General features: G+C 68.9%; 10 protein-coding genes and 2 tRNA genes. 8 read left to right on the forward strand and 4 right to left on the reverse strand.

All coding sequences use genetic code 11. From position 1 onward, the window contains the following. Positions 1-269: 269 nt before the first annotated feature. From gyrB to ACZ48Z_RS22440, 4 genes are all read left to right on the forward strand, one after another. The gene (gene gyrB / locus ACZ48Z_RS22425) at positions 270-2,342 is read left to right on the forward strand and encodes a DNA topoisomerase (ATP-hydrolyzing) subunit B (RefSeq protein WP_468737631.1); all 2,073 of its coding nucleotides are present in this window, start codon (positions 270-272) and stop codon (positions 2,340-2,342) included. A gap of 42 nt (positions 2,343-2,384) precedes the next feature. Then, positions 2,385-4,982, forward strand: coding sequence for a DNA gyrase subunit A (gene gyrA / locus ACZ48Z_RS22430; RefSeq protein ID WP_468737632.1), 2,598 nt, complete (start codon positions 2,385-2,387; stop codon positions 4,980-4,982). 18 nt (positions 4,983-5,000) lie between these two features. After that, on the forward strand, positions 5,001-5,807 hold the full coding sequence (locus ACZ48Z_RS22435; protein WP_468737633.1) for a DUF3566 domain-containing protein: 807 nt from the start codon (positions 5,001-5,003) through the stop codon (positions 5,805-5,807). Positions 5,808-5,919: 112 nt separating this feature from the next. Next, positions 5,920-5,996, forward strand: a tRNA-Ile gene (locus ACZ48Z_RS22440). 130 nt (positions 5,997-6,126) lie between these two features. Here the strand turns inward: ACZ48Z_RS22440 and ACZ48Z_RS22445 are convergent. Continuing rightward, positions 6,127-6,474, reverse strand: coding sequence for a DUF6344 domain-containing protein (locus ACZ48Z_RS22445; protein ID WP_468737634.1), 348 nt, complete (start codon positions 6,472-6,474; stop codon positions 6,127-6,129). Between the two features lie 338 nt (positions 6,475-6,812). Between ACZ48Z_RS22445 and ACZ48Z_RS22450 the strand changes: the two genes are divergently transcribed. Both ACZ48Z_RS22450 and ACZ48Z_RS22455 read left to right on the forward strand, forming a co-directional pair. Next, complete coding sequence (locus ACZ48Z_RS22450; protein WP_003999697.1) at positions 6,813-6,941, forward strand: DLW-39 family protein; 129 nt, start codon at positions 6,813-6,815, stop codon at positions 6,939-6,941. A 265-nt stretch (positions 6,942-7,206) separates the two neighbouring features. Then, positions 7,207-8,580: a hypothetical protein gene (locus ACZ48Z_RS22455; RefSeq protein WP_468737635.1), complete on the forward strand. Its 1,374-nt coding sequence runs from the start codon at positions 7,207-7,209 to the stop codon at positions 8,578-8,580. 293 nt (positions 8,581-8,873) lie between these two features. Here the strand turns inward: ACZ48Z_RS22455 and ACZ48Z_RS22460 are convergent, their stop codons facing one another. Then, complete coding sequence (locus ACZ48Z_RS22460) at positions 8,874-11,030, reverse strand: serine/threonine-protein kinase (RefSeq protein WP_468737636.1); 2,157 nt, start codon at positions 11,028-11,030, stop codon at positions 8,874-8,876. 239 nt (positions 11,031-11,269) lie between these two features. Continuing rightward, the gene (locus tag ACZ48Z_RS22465; protein ID WP_328748744.1) at positions 11,270-11,818 is read right to left on the reverse strand and encodes a helix-turn-helix domain-containing protein; all 549 of its coding nucleotides are present in this window, start codon (positions 11,816-11,818) and stop codon (positions 11,270-11,272) included. A gap of 185 nt (positions 11,819-12,003) precedes the next feature. Between ACZ48Z_RS22465 and ACZ48Z_RS22470 the strand changes: the two genes are divergently transcribed. Together ACZ48Z_RS22470 and ACZ48Z_RS22475 are read left to right on the forward strand one after the other, a co-directional pair. Beyond that, a tRNA-Ala gene (locus ACZ48Z_RS22470) sits at positions 12,004-12,076 on the forward strand. Positions 12,077-12,301: 225 nt separating this feature from the next. Beyond that, a complete protein-coding gene (locus ACZ48Z_RS22475) occupies positions 12,302-12,598 on the forward strand; it encodes a glycoside hydrolase family 6 protein (protein WP_468737835.1) in 297 nt (98 codons plus the stop codon). 52 nt (positions 12,599-12,650) lie between these two features. Here ACZ48Z_RS22475 and ACZ48Z_RS22480 read toward each other — a convergent pair whose 3' ends face one another. Further along, positions 12,651-13,637: a glycoside hydrolase family 26 protein gene (locus tag ACZ48Z_RS22480; RefSeq protein ID WP_468737637.1), complete on the reverse strand. Its 987-nt coding sequence runs from the start codon at positions 13,635-13,637 to the stop codon at positions 12,651-12,653. Between the last annotated feature and the right edge of the window lie 18 nt (positions 13,638-13,655).

Here is a 13,655-nt window from a genome sequence, read left to right on the forward strand (position 1 = left end):
CAACGGTTGACAGCCCGAAGCGCTGAATGCCTCCTTGAGCCTCCTGGAGCCCCGCTCCGTATATGGGGACCCGGAAGACGCCGGTTGAGGGCGGCACATGAGGACTCAGGTACCGGCAAACCCCCATCACTGTCGGCGCTACCGGTAGACTGGAAGCCGATCCCGCCCCAAACGTGGGGACCGCCCGGGAAACGCTGAGCAACGCTGATCAAGGCTTACCAACGCAACATGCCGCAGCCGCTCCGGCAACCCGCCGACGAGCCTGGCTCGTGCTGTGCCAGAAAGGGCGCTTCGTGGCCGATTCCGGCAACCCCAACGAGAACATCCCGTCCACCGACGCCGAGGCGACCTCGTCGAACGGCGAGGTCACCGCCTCGTACGACGCCAGCGCCATCACCGTCCTCGAGGGTCTGGACGCGGTCCGCAAGCGACCCGGTATGTACATCGGCTCGACCGGTGAGCGTGGCCTGCACCACCTGGTGCAGGAGGTCGTCGACAACTCCGTCGACGAGGCGCTGGCCGGGCACGCGGACACCATCGACGTGACGATCCTCGCCGACGGCGGCGTCCGCGTCATCGACAACGGCCGCGGTATCCCGGTGGGCATCGTCCCCTCCGAGGGCAAGCCGGCCGTCGAGGTCGTGCTGACGGTGCTGCACGCGGGAGGCAAGTTCGGCGGCGGCGGCTACGCGGTCTCCGGTGGTCTGCACGGCGTCGGCGTCTCCGTGGTGAACGCCCTGTCCAGCAGGGTCGCCGTCGAGGTCAAGACCGACGGCTACCGCTGGACGCAGGACTACAAGCTGGGTGTCCCGACGGCTCCGCTGGCCCAGCACGAGGCGACGGACGAGCACGGCACGTCGGTCACCTTCTGGGCCGACGGCGACATCTTCGAGACGACCGAGTACTCCTTCGAGACGCTCTCCCGGCGCTTCCAGGAGATGGCGTTCCTCAACAAGGGTTTGAGGATCAAACTCACTGACGAGCGCGAGTCGGCGAAGGCCACCACCGGGGCGGACGAGGCGGGCGCCGACGACAAGGCCGAGGTCAAGACCGTCGAGTACCACTACGAGGGCGGCATCGTCGACTTCGTGAAGTACCTCAACTCCCGCAAGGGCGACGTGGTGCACCCCACCGTGATCGACCTCGAGGCCGAGGACAAGGACAAGCTCCTCTCCCTCGAAGTCGCGATGCAGTGGAACAGCAGCTACACCGAGGGTGTCTACTCCTTCGCGAACATCATCCACACGCACGAGGGCGGTACCCACGAGGAGGGCTTCCGTGCGGCGCTGACGAACCTCGTCAACAAGTACGCGCGCGACAAGAAGCTGCTCCGCGAGAAGGACGACAACCTCACGGGTGACGACATCCGCGAGGGTCTGACCGCGATCATCTCGGTGAAGCTGAGCGAGCCGCAGTTCGAGGGCCAGACCAAGACCAAGCTGGGCAACACCGAGGTGAAGACCTTCGTCCAGAAGGTCGTCTACGAACACCTCACCGACTGGCTGGACCGCAACCCCGTCGAGGCCGCGGACATCATCCGCAAGAGCATCCAGGCGGCCACCGCGCGCGTGGCGGCCCGCAAGGCCCGCGACCTGACCCGGCGCAAGGGCCTGCTGGAGACGGCGTCCCTGCCGGGCAAGCTCTCCGACTGCCAGTCGAACGACCCGACCAAGTGCGAGATCTTCATCGTCGAGGGTGACTCCGCCGGCGGTTCGGCCAAGTCCGGCCGAAACCCCGAGTACCAGGCGATCCTCCCGATCCGCGGCAAGATCCTGAACGTCGAGAAGGCGCGGATCGACAAGATCCTGCAGAACCAGGAGATCCAGGCGCTGATCTCGGCCTTCGGCACCGGAGTCCACGAGGACTTCGACATCGCGAAGCTGCGCTATCACAAGATCATCCTGATGGCGGACGCCGACGTCGACGGCCAGCACATCTCCACCCTGCTGCTGACCTTCCTGTTCCGCTTCATGCGGCCGCTGGTCGAGGCCGGGCACGTGTACCTCTCCCGCCCCCCGCTGTACAAGATCAAGTGGGGCCGGGACGACATCGAGTACGCGTACTCGGACCGCGAGCGCGACGCGCTGATCGAGATGGGCCGGCAGCGTGGCAAGCGCATCCGTGAGGACTCCATCCAGCGCTTCAAGGGCCTCGGCGAGATGAACGCCGAGGAACTGCGCATCACGACCATGGACCAGGAGCACCGCGTCCTCGGCCAGGTCACCCTGGACGACGCCGCCCAGGCCGACGACCTGTTCTCCGTCCTGATGGGCGAGGACGTCGAGGCCCGCCGCCAGTTCATCCAGCGCAACGCCAAGGACGTCCGGTTCCTCGACATCTGAGTCGGTCTCAGCTGACCGCGCCAGGAAGGATCTTCACCAGCAATGGCCGACGAGAACACTCCCATCGCCCCTGAAGAGGGCGGCGAAATCGTGATGCGTGTCGAGCCCGTCGGGCTCGAGACGGAGATGCAGCGTTCGTACCTGGACTATGCGATGTCCGTCATCGTGTCCCGTGCGCTGCCGGACGTCCGGGACGGCCTCAAGCCCGTCCACCGCCGCGTCCTGTACGCCATGTACGACGGCGGCTACCGGCCCGAGAAGGGCTTCTACAAGTGCGCCCGCGTCGTCGGCGACGTCATGGGCAACTACCACCCGCACGGCGACTCCTCGATCTACGACGCGCTGGTCCGCCTCGCGCAGCCGTGGTCGATGCGGATGCCGCTGGTGGACTCCAACGGCAACTTCGGATCTCCCGGCAACGACCCGGCGGCCGCGATGCGGTACACCGAGTGCAAGATGATGCCGCTGTCCATGGAGATGGTCCGCGACATCGACGAGGAGACCGTCGACTTCACGGACAACTACGACGGCCGCTCCCAGGAGCCGACGGTCCTGCCGGCCCGGTTCCCCAACCTGCTGATCAACGGCTCCGCCGGCATCGCGGTCGGCATGGCGACCAACATCCCGCCGCACAACCTGCGCGAGGTCGCGTCCGGCGCCCAGTGGTACCTGGAGAACCCGGAAGCGAGCCACGAGGAGCTGCTCGACGCCCTCATCGAGCGCATCAAGGGCCCCGACTTCCCGACCGGCGCCCTGGTGGTCGGCCGCAAGGGCATCGAGGAGGCCTACCGCACCGGTCGTGGCTCGATCACCATGCGCGCCGTCGTCGCGGTCGAGGAGATCCAGAACCGCCAGTGCCTGGTGGTCACGGAACTGCCGTACCAGACCAACCCCGACAACCTCGCGCAGAAGATCGCCGACCTGGTGAAGGACGGCAAGGTCGGCGGCATCGCGGACGTCCGGGACGAGACCAGCTCCCGTACCGGTCAGCGCCTGGTCATCGTGCTCAAGAGGGACGCGGTCGCCAAGGTCGTACTGAACAACCTCTACAAGCACACGGACCTGCAGTCGAACTTCGGCGCCAACATGCTGGCGCTCGTCGACGGCGTCCCGCGCACCCTCTCGCTCGACGCGTTCATCCGGCACTGGGTGGCGCACCAGATCGAGGTCATCGTCCGGCGTACGAAGTTCCGGCTGCGCAAGGCCGAGGAGCGGGCGCACATCCTGCGCGGCCTGCTGAAGGCCCTGGACGCCATCGACGAGGTCATCGCGCTGATCCGGCGCAGCGACACCGTCGACATCGCGCGCGGGGGCCTGATGGAGCTCCTGGAGATCGACGAGATCCAGGCCAACGCCATCCTCGAGATGCAGCTGCGCCGACTGGCCGCCCTGGAGCGCCAGAAGATCATCCAGGAGCACGACGAACTCCAGGCGAAGATCACCGAGTACAACGAGATCCTGGCCTCGCCGGTCCGCCAGCGCGGCATCGTCAGTGCGGAACTGGCCGCGATCGTCGAGAAGTTCGGCGACGACCGCAAGACCATGCTGGTGCCCTACGACGGTGACATGTCCATCGAGGACCTGATCGCCGAAGAGGACATCGTCGTCACCATCTCGCGCGGCGGTTACGTCAAGCGCACCAAGACCGAGGACTACCGCTCGCAGAAGCGCGGCGGCAAGGGCGTACGCGGTACGAAGCTCAAGGAAGACGACATCGTCGACCACTTCTTCGTGTCGACCACGCACCACTGGCTGCTGTTCTTCACCAACAAGGGCCGCGTCTACCGGGCCAAGGCGTACGAGCTGCCGGACGCCGGACGGGACGCGCGTGGCCAGCACGTCGCGAACCTGCTGGCCTTCCAGCCGGACGAGGCGATCGCCGAGATCCTGGCGATCCGCGACTACGACGCGGCGCCCTACCTGGTGCTCGCGACGAAGGCGGGTCTGGTCAAGAAGACGTCACTGAAGGATTACGACTCTCCGCGTTCCGGTGGTGTCATCGCCATCAACCTGCGCGAGCGCGAGGACGGTTCGGACGACGAACTGATCGGAGCCGAACTCGTCTCGGCCGACAGTGATCTGCTTCTGATCAGCAAAAAGGCGCAGTCGATCAGGTTCACCGCATCGGACGACACGCTGCGTCCCATGGGCCGTGCGACCTCGGGTGTCAAGGGCATGAGCTTCCGTGAAGGTGACGAGCTCCTCTCGATGAATGTTGTTCGACCCGGTACGTTCGTGTTCACTGCTACGGACGGCGGGTACGCGAAGCGGACCCCTGTCGACGAGTACCGCGTCCAGGGTCGCGGCGGCCTCGGTATCAAGGCTGCCAAGATCGTGGAGGATCGTGGATCACTCGTCGGTGCGCTGGTGGTCGAGGAGAGCGACGAAATCCTCGCCATCACGCTGTCCGGCGGTGTGATTCGTACGCGAGTCAGCGGGGTCAGGGAGACGGGCCGTGACACCATGGGCGTCCAACTGATCAACCTGGGCAAGCGCGATGCCGTGGTCGGCATCGCGCGTAACGCCGAGGCGGGACGGGAGGCGGAGGAGGTCGACGGCGATGTGGCCGACGACGAGACCGCCGAGGATGCCGCCGAGACCATCGGCACGGACGAGGGTGAGGCACCCTCGGTCGAGTAGCACGAGGAGAGAATCATCGTGAGCGGAGCCACGGGCGCCGGATCGACCGGAACCTCTACGGGGTCTTCCCCCGGCACGGGGGCGGACGGCGGCGGCCGTGGCTCTGCCGCGCGTGCGACAGAAACGCACACGACGGATACGCACACGACTCAACTCAAGGCGATCAAGCCTCCCGCGACGGAGCCGCGCTCGCCCGAGACGCATGGATCCCAGGGGGGACCTGTGACGGACACCCAGCCGCCGGCCCGGCCGACGGCGCCCGCCGCACCGCCGCAGGCGGCGGCTCAGCCGCAGCCCCAGCCTGCGGCACATCCGCAGTCGCCCTCTCCGCTGCCGGGCGAACGGCAGCCGCAGCAGCAGGCCGGTCCGTACCACCCGCCGCAGGCCTACCCGGCACAGGCCACCCCGGCGGGTGCCGTACGCCGCCCGCGCACCGGTGCGCGCACCACGCCCCGTACGCGCAAAGCACGTCTGCGGGTGGCCAAGGCCGACCCGTGGTCCGTCATGAAAGTCAGCTTCCTGCTCTCCATCGCCCTGGGCATCTGCACGATCGTGGCGGCCGCCGTGCTGTGGATGGTCATGGACGCGATGGGTGTCTTCTCGACGGTCGGCGGGACGATCTCCGAGGCGACCGGTTCGAACGAGTCGAACGGCTTCGACCTCCAGGCGTTCCTCTCCCTGCCGAACGTCCTGACGTTCACGTCGATCATCGCGGTCATCGACGTCGTCCTCGCGACGGCACTCGCGACTCTCGGCGCGTTCATCTACAACCTCTCCGCTGGCTTCGTCGGCGGCGTCGAACTGACGCTGGCCGAAGACGAGTAACCACTGCTTCAAACCTGTGGGGGCGGTCCTCGGCTAACCGATTTTGGGACTGCCCACGTCGTGCGCTAATCTTCAGGAGTCAGCGCGCGGGACACACCCCGCAGAGCGCGGCGGGGCTATAGCTCAGTTGGTTAGAGCGCATCCCTGATAAGGATGAGGCCACAGGTTCAAATCCTGTTAGCCCCACCACCACGAAGACCTTCAGCCGATTCCGGTTGGGGGTCTTCGGCTTTTCCCGGTGCGTTTGCGGGTGGTGGTGTACTCGGGTCCGCCACTGCGTCACGGGTCTGTGAGCGGTGGCACCTGCGCTTCCGCACTGTCAGTGGTCCAGAGGGGCGTCGGCGGCGCGGTCGGCCAGAGCCTCGGTCGCCGCCGTGGCCGCGTCGTTCTCCGTGTCCGCGGGGGAGCGGTGGCGGCAGTGGGGGGTCTTGCCGTGGGCCTCGGCCCGGATGCGCTGCTTCATCGTGGGAGGCAGCGATCGAGGGTGCGACCAGAGTGCCGGGGACACCGCCGGCGGCTCCGGGTGCACGGCGGCGCTGTTGCGGGCCGGCTGGGTCTGCGGTACAGCCGCGGCGGCGGTGGTCGTGATGAGTCCGAGCGCGGTGAACAGCGCGAGGAAGGCGGTGATGACGGCGGTCCACAACTTCATGACCTTGATCTGGGCCATGGTCCCTCACTTTCGGCTTGGGCGATTTGCGTACTTTCCTCATGATGTGTATATGCGCCGCGAAAGCACGGACCGGCGCCTGTGGCGCGTCGATCTTCAGATGAACACCACACGGATGGGTGTACATCGGTAGAAAATGAGAAGAAGCGGGGCGATAGAGGCCGAAGTGACCTTCCGTGGAGATGTGATCACCCTCTGATCGGAGGTGCTTATTCCGCATCTACTGGGCTGTCCCGGACGGGAGTTGAGGGCCCGACGCAGGTCACCGATCGGTATCGGTCGGTGTGTATAGTCGGGCGCCAGAGGTCCCCAACGTCAAGGAAAGACGAGGTCGCGCGGTGAAGAAGCTTCTCCTGGTCGCACTGGCCGCTATCGGCGGGCTCCTCGTGTACCGCCAGATCCAGGCGGATCGCGCCGAGCAGGATCTGTGGACGGAGGCAACTGACTCCGTGCCCACGGGTTCGTGAGTAACGAGATTCGATTCTGAGCAGACCCCGGCCGTGGTTGCGGTCGGGGTTTTGTGTTGCCTGGGGCCGGGCCGGGTGGGGGTTTCGGACGGCCGTGCGGATTGCGAGGGTGGACGGTGGTCCGGCGGGGCAGGATGGGCCACGGTCGGCTGTGCGAACTGTCGGCTGCGAGCCGACCAGGTCATGTCGTACAGGCGGTCGGTCATGGTCACGTCGCGCGGACGGCCGTAGAAGCTTGGGCGCGGGCACGGAGGGGTGGCGCGGGATGGGGCGGCGTACGGCGTGGTGGCGGGCGGCCGTCGTGGGGGCGGTGCTGGGCGCGGTGGCCGGTGCGCCCGGGGCCCTTGTCCACGCCGCCTCCGGCTCTCCTTCTCCTTCTTCCTCTACGTCCGCCTCCGCCTCTCCTTCGAGCTCTGCCTCTTCCTCGTACGCCTTCGCCGAGGGCGCCCCGTCGGTCACAGGGGCGGTGCGTACCGCGGACGCCGAACTCCTCGAACCCGGCACGATCTACCGGAGTTCGCTGCCGAGCGCCGGCAAGGTCCGCTACCGCCTCGAACTCGACGGCACGTCGACCGTGTACGTCGCCGCCACGGCCGTACCTCCGACGGACGCCGCGGTCACCGCCACGGAGGGCGTCAGGGTGTCCGTGCAGGACGCCGACGGTCACTCCTGCTCCGCGCCGGACACCGCCACCATCGGCTCCGGCCGCAGCCCACGCCCCCTCACCGCGTGGGGTGCGCGTGTACTGCCGTCCAACCGGTCCCTGTGCCAGGGCTCCGGAACGTACTACGTCGTCGTCGAACGGGTACTGCGCACCGAGTCCTCACCGGACACCTGGGACCTGGAACTCTCGCCCGTGCGGGAACCGCGGCTGCGTCAGGCAGGTTCGACCAGCGCCCCCGAGGCCTGGGACTCAGCCACCCCCTCGCCTCCCGGTGGCGCGGCCGCACAGCTCCGGGGCGGTGCGGGCTTCGGTCCGGCGACCGCGCTGGAGCAGGGGGTCTGGCGGGATGACATACGGCCGGGCCAGACCTTGTTCTACAAGGTGCCGGTCGGCTGGGGACAGCAGCTGTACGCCACCGCCGGTCTGAGCAGTTCGAGCGACGGCGGGCCGAGCGGGAGCGCCTTCGTGCCGGGTGCCGTGAATCTGGCCCTGTACAACCCCGTGCGCGGGCTCGTCGACGCCACGAGCATCAGCTACAACGGCAGCCGGAAGTCGGGCGCTCTGGCTGCCCTGCCGCCGGTCGGGTACGCCAACCGGTACGCCGTCTCCGACCGGGTCAACGGGATGCGGTTCGCCGGGTCCTACTACCTCGTCGTGCATCTCGCCGCGCGGGTGGGCGAGGAGTTCGGCGACGGACCGCTCGGGCTGACGCTGCGGGTGCGGGTGAAGGGGGAGGCGACGGGAGGACCCGGGTACGCGGGGCAGTCCGAGCCCTTGGGGATCTTCCAGGTCGGGACTGCTGGGCGGGGGTCGGACGCTGTGGACGGGACGGCTGCGGAGGACGGCGACGGCGCTGGGGGCGCCGACGCCGGGATGAAGCTGGTGGCCGTCGGAGGGATCGGGGCGGGAACCGTGGTGTTGGTGGTTCTCGGGGTGTGGACCGTGGTGGGGCGGCGGAGGGCGGCGAGGGTGTGAGGCGGCGGGGCTCGGGCGCCGGCGGGCGGGTGGGCTTCAACTGCGGGGCGCCTGGAGCCTGGCCCTCCGGCACCGGGCACGGGCTTCGGATTGCGCGGCGTTGCGGCTTGTGCGCGATCCAGGCATTCGGGCGGCTGGGAACCGTGGGCACATTGACCGGAACCGTGGGCACGTGATCTACCCGGGGACGTGAGGGGGGCGCGTGATGCAGGACCGCGTGGTGCCCCGTTGCGAGGGCAGCTCCGGATGGCGGGTTCCTCCGGGATGCCAGGTTCCTCCGGGATTCCGGGCTCTCAGATCTGGGTGAGCGCCCAGAACCCCACGGCGTAGCAGGCCAGGGCCAGCAGCAGGAGGGGGATCGCCACCTTGGCGGGCGGTCCGCTGCGGCGTGCTCGCGAAATTGCCCGGGCGGGACGTGGAACCTGCGGGCTCTGAGCGGTGTACGAAGCAGTAGAGGCATCGGCACGGGACTGGTGCGGGATCGGCTTCGGAGCCTGCGTGGGGAAGCGTGAGGCGTGCGGCTGGGGGGAGGGCAGGACGTGAGTGGGGGGTGTGGGGTCACTGGGGGAGGCGTAGGAGGAATGGGCCTGCGCCTGTGGACTGTGGTGGTAGGGCTGTTGCTGGTGCTCCGGCGGGACGGGGGGCTGGGGCGGTGGCAGATGGAAGCTGCCGGTGTCCGACGTCGAGGGCGGCCGGGCAGGCCGGGTAGGAGCGGGCGGGGTGTGGTGCGTGGCCCAGGGAGTCCTGGAGTCCGTTCCCGGGTCGGTGGTCGGGGAGGATGCGCCGGTGCCGGCATGGGCGGACGGGGCATCGGTACCTGGACCGAAGGGGACGGCACTTGGGGAGGGCGGGACGGCACCCGGGGCGGGCGGGAGGCTTGTCCCGGCGGGCCAGGACGGCGGGTTGGCGTGCTCGGACCAGGGCGCCGGGTTCGCTTGCCCTGGCCAGGAAGGCGAGCTCGACTCACCGGGCCAGGGCTGTGGATCTCCCTCACCGGGCCGGGCGGCTGTGTTTTCTGCCGCTTGCCAGGACTCCTCGTTTCCCTTCCCGGGCCAGGACGACTCGTTTCCCTCGCCGGGCCGAGGAGTCGCCCTGTGCGCTCCACCGGGATGGGAAGACGCCTCACTCGGCTCTTGCGGTCGGGAAGGCCTTTCGCTCCCCTCGCCGAACCAGGAGGACGCTCCACCAGCCTCCCCGGGCCGGGAAGCCATGCCGCTCCCCCCGCTGGGCCAGGAAGGCACCCCACCCACGTCACCGGGATCAGCACCAGCACCAGAACTGGAACCAGCACCGGCACCGGCACCGGCCTCGTAACCGGGCCAGGGAGAACCGCCGCTTCCGCCACGCGCGTCGAAATTCGCGCTTCCTCCACCGGCTGCGGGCGGCGCTGCGCTCTGTCCACCAACCCCGGACGGCACCCCACCAGCCCCAGCGCGCCCGTACGGTACCCCGCTGCCTTCGCTGCTCCCCGAAGGCGGCCCACTACCGTCACCGGTCCGGAAGCGCGTGTCTCCCCCCGCCCCGGTGTCTCCAGGCCGAGTCCTGCTCGGATCCACCCCCGGTGCCCGCTTGAACGGCCCCTCCGGGCCGAACCCCGGGGGCAGGGGCCCGAGTTGGTCGAAGATCTCGATCGACTCGTCGTCGGGGCCGGGTTCGGTGAGGAGCTCCCTGGCGGCGGCGAGGGCTTTGCGGGCGCCTGTGGCGGTGCGGAAGCGGGCCTGGGGGTCCGGCTGGAGGAGCGAGGCCACGACCTGCCAGAGCGGCTCGGGGACGCTCTGGGGCGCGCCGGGGGTGCCGTGGGCGGCGAAGTACTGGATGAGTGCCTTGGCGTCGGGCTTGGCGCCCTCCAGGAGGTACAGCGCGACCAGGCCGACGGCGAACAGGTCGGCGGGGAAGTCGGGTTCCGCGCCCATCATCTGCTCGGGGGCCAGATAGCCGGGCGTGCCCACGACGAGGTTGGTCTCGGTCAGGCGCGGCTCGCCCAGCCGCATGGCGATGCCGAAGTCGGACAGGCGCAGCCGGGGGCGCCCGGTGCCGGTAGCTTCGAGCAGGATGTTGGCGGGCTTGATGTCGCGGTGGACGACGCCTTCCGCGTGCACCGCGGCCAGCCCGGCGAGGAGTTGGTCGAGCAGGGTGCAGACGAAGGCGGGTGGCAGGGGGCCGTAGTCCCCGATCAGGTGGACGAGCGAACCGCCGGCGACCAGGTCCATGGTGAACAGGACCTTGTCGTCGTCGGCGGCCCAACTGGCGGGCGCAAGGACATGGGGGTGGTCGATCCGCAGGGCCTGTTCGCGGACGAAGCGCAACAGGGAGTGCGCGTCGCTCTGCAACAGGACCTTGGCGGCCACATAGCGGCGGCGCCGATGGTCCCAGGCACGCCAGACGGCGCCGACGCCTCCGCGTCCGATCGGATCGGCCAGCTCGTACCGGCCGGCGAACACCTCACCCATGGCTGTGCGTCGCTCCTCCCCCTGCGCTTACCCCCGTTGCTTCCCCCTTGATGAGCGATACGACCCTTCGTGGCCTCCCGGATGAGAGATACGGCCCCGTGTTCCTCGTCTCCTCGGCGGCTGACACACCCCCGTGTGTCAGTCCCCGGTGAGGAGCGCGACCCCCTCGCGCTCCCCCGTGGCTCCCGTACTGCCCTCGGCCCGGCTGCCGAACCCCCTCCGGCTGCCGGGCGGACGGCTCAACTCTGGTGGGACTGGTAGTGCGTGACCGCGTCGGAAGTGCGGCCGGCTCCGTAGACCCGGAGGAACTCTGCCAGTTCCGGGTGGGTCGGGGCGAGGCTGTCGGCCGCGTCGATGATGTCTCCGGCGGCGGCCACCGAGCGCAGCAGCGACTGGATCTCGCGGACGACCCGCTTGACCGTCGGCGCACCCGAACTGCTCGTCGTGGTCGTGGTGTTGCTGAGCACCGAGCCCCCCTGCGACTTCTTGATCTCGTCCATGCGCTCCGTCGCCTCGGCCGCGCTCACGCTGCCGTCGGCGACCTGCCCCGCCAGGTCCTGCAGCAGCTGCACGCGCTGGACCACGGCGGGATTGCCGATCTTCGCCCGCTGACCGCTCATCAGCTGTGACAGCATCGGCGCGGACAGTCCCAGTACCCCCGCGAGACGAGCCTGGTTGAGGCCGAGGTCATCTATGAGCTTACGGAAGAGCGCCCCCAGCGGCTCCCCGTACCAGTTCCGCTGAAGCTCCCGCGCTCTTGCGGTCGCTTCCTGCTGTGCGGCGTCCATGTGCGTCTCCCCATCGCTTCCCCAAAAAAACCGTGGTTCGCGACAGCGAACCACGCCGAGCATCTTACGGAGAGTGGTCGTTCGCGGGGAGCCCTAATCATTTTGCGGAATACCCGGGGTGACCCGGTACTCTGGTCTGCGACGCCCACCGGTACGCGGTTCTTCCGGCGGACGTATCTCCTCCCGGGGCCTTAGCTCAGTTGGTAGAGCGCTGTCTTTGCATGGCAGATGTCAGGGGTTCGACTCCCCTAGGCTCCACTCCACATAACCCCTCCGACCTGCGGAAACGCGGGCGGAGGGGTTTTTGGTGCGCGAGTCGGGATGGGAGTCGAAGGGGGCCGGCCGGAATTGACGGCGGCGGGCTGTCGGAACATGACCGGACCAGACCGGGCACAGAGCTGCTGCTCACGACGTACGACGTAAGACGGCATGGGCTCGGGTCCGCGTCGACGCCGGGAACCCCGGCTGGATCACTGACGTGTCCTGGCCGGCCCGCGCGCTGCGGCAGGCAGTCCCGTCGTACGGACGACGCGTGGCGGACGCGCTCGGCGGTGGCGCGCACTTCGTCGTCGACAGAGGTCGAAACGTCAACGGCCCCTGCACCCCTGCACAGGCGTCGATGCGTGGTGCAATCCGCCGGGCCGCGGATCGGGCAGCCCGCCCACGACGGACACCGGCGTCCAGAGCGTGGGCGCCCACCTGTGGATCAGACGGCCGGGGGAGTCGGACAGGACCTGTGACCTGCCGTTGCAGACCACCGGCCGGGTACTGGCGACCTGAGCGCGCACCGGACCCGGCGCGGGCGGCACACGACTGACCGACCTGCCCTCGCTCACCGTGCGGCCGGATCACCGCCGCCGCCCATCAAGGAGCGGTACACCGCCGACGATCTCGGATGGGAACGGCACCCCCACACGCCGTGCGGGCAGTAGTCGCTGAGCGACTGATAGAGGGGGCGTTGGCGGGCGAACCAGGTGAGCATGCCGTGCATATAGGCCGGATTGTCACCGTTCTTGTACAGGCCCCACTCCTGGTACGAGATCGGCTTGCCGTGGGCGCGGGCGAAACGGACGTGGGCGCGCAGGCCGTACGGCTCATCGACCTGAGCGGCGAAACGCAGCCCGCGCGGGGCGTCGTAGGCGTCCATGCCGATGATGTCGACGACCTCGTCGCCCGGATAGCAGCGCGGCCACGGGATCGCGTCGCGGCCGCGGTTCGGCGTGAACTCGAAGCGCAGACGCTCTCCCGGAACCGAGCGCATCGCGCGCACGATCCTCGTCCAGTACACCTTCCAGGCGGCCGGATCCGGGCCGCAGCGGTGGGTGTAGGTGGTGCCGTTCATCTCCCAGCCCAGCACGACGATCGTGTCCGGCACACCCAGATCCACCAACCGCCGGGCCAGGGCGCGGAAATGACCGTCGTAGGCGCCGCTCGCCCCGCGCCGGAGCTCCGCACGGACCACGCTGTCAGGGAGGTGGGCCTCCGTGCGTTCGAGCATCGGCACGTTGAGGACGAACATCCGCTTCGGAACGGCTCGTCGCCACGCCGCCCAGGACTCCAGATAGCCCGGAGCGCCCTCGATGTTGCTCCAGCGGTCACCGGGCAGATAGACGTGTCCCACCCGGGGCGCGGGCCCGCCGAGCCAGGCACCGAGTTCCCCGAGGCGCCCCACGTCGGAGGGCTCGTAACCGACGTAGGCGCCGTACGCGCCGACCGCGGAAACCGAAGCCGGTTCAGGAGCGCGAGCGGTACAGGCGGAAGCCGCCAGGAGCAGCAGTACGGCGGCCAGGGCGACCGGCCCACGGCGCGAGTGCTTCATGAGACGGCGGTCCATCCG

The organism is Streptomyces sp. NPDC031225 (genome assembly GCF_055570355.1).

Bases quoted from the DNA above. Each gene is read 5' to 3' on its own strand.
- gyrA (WP_468737632.1), top strand. From the start codon at position 2,385: ATGGCCGACGAGAACACTCCCATCGCCCCTGAAGAGGGCGGCGAAATC.
- ACZ48Z_RS22445 (WP_468737634.1), bottom strand. From the start codon at position 6,474: ATGGCCCAGATCAAGGTCATGAAGTTGTGGACCGCCGTCATCACCGCC.
- ACZ48Z_RS22455 (WP_468737635.1), top strand. From the start codon at position 7,207: ATGGGGCGGCGTACGGCGTGGTGGCGGGCGGCCGTCGTGGGGGCGGTG.
- ACZ48Z_RS22460 (WP_468737636.1), bottom strand. From the start codon at position 11,030: ATGGGTGAGGTGTTCGCCGGCCGGTACGAGCTGGCCGATCCGATCGGA.
- ACZ48Z_RS22465 (WP_328748744.1), bottom strand. From the start codon at position 11,818: ATGGACGCCGCACAGCAGGAAGCGACCGCAAGAGCGCGGGAGCTTCAG.
- ACZ48Z_RS22480 (WP_468737637.1), bottom strand. From the start codon at position 13,637: ATGAAGCACTCGCGCCGTGGGCCGGTCGCCCTGGCCGCCGTACTGCTG.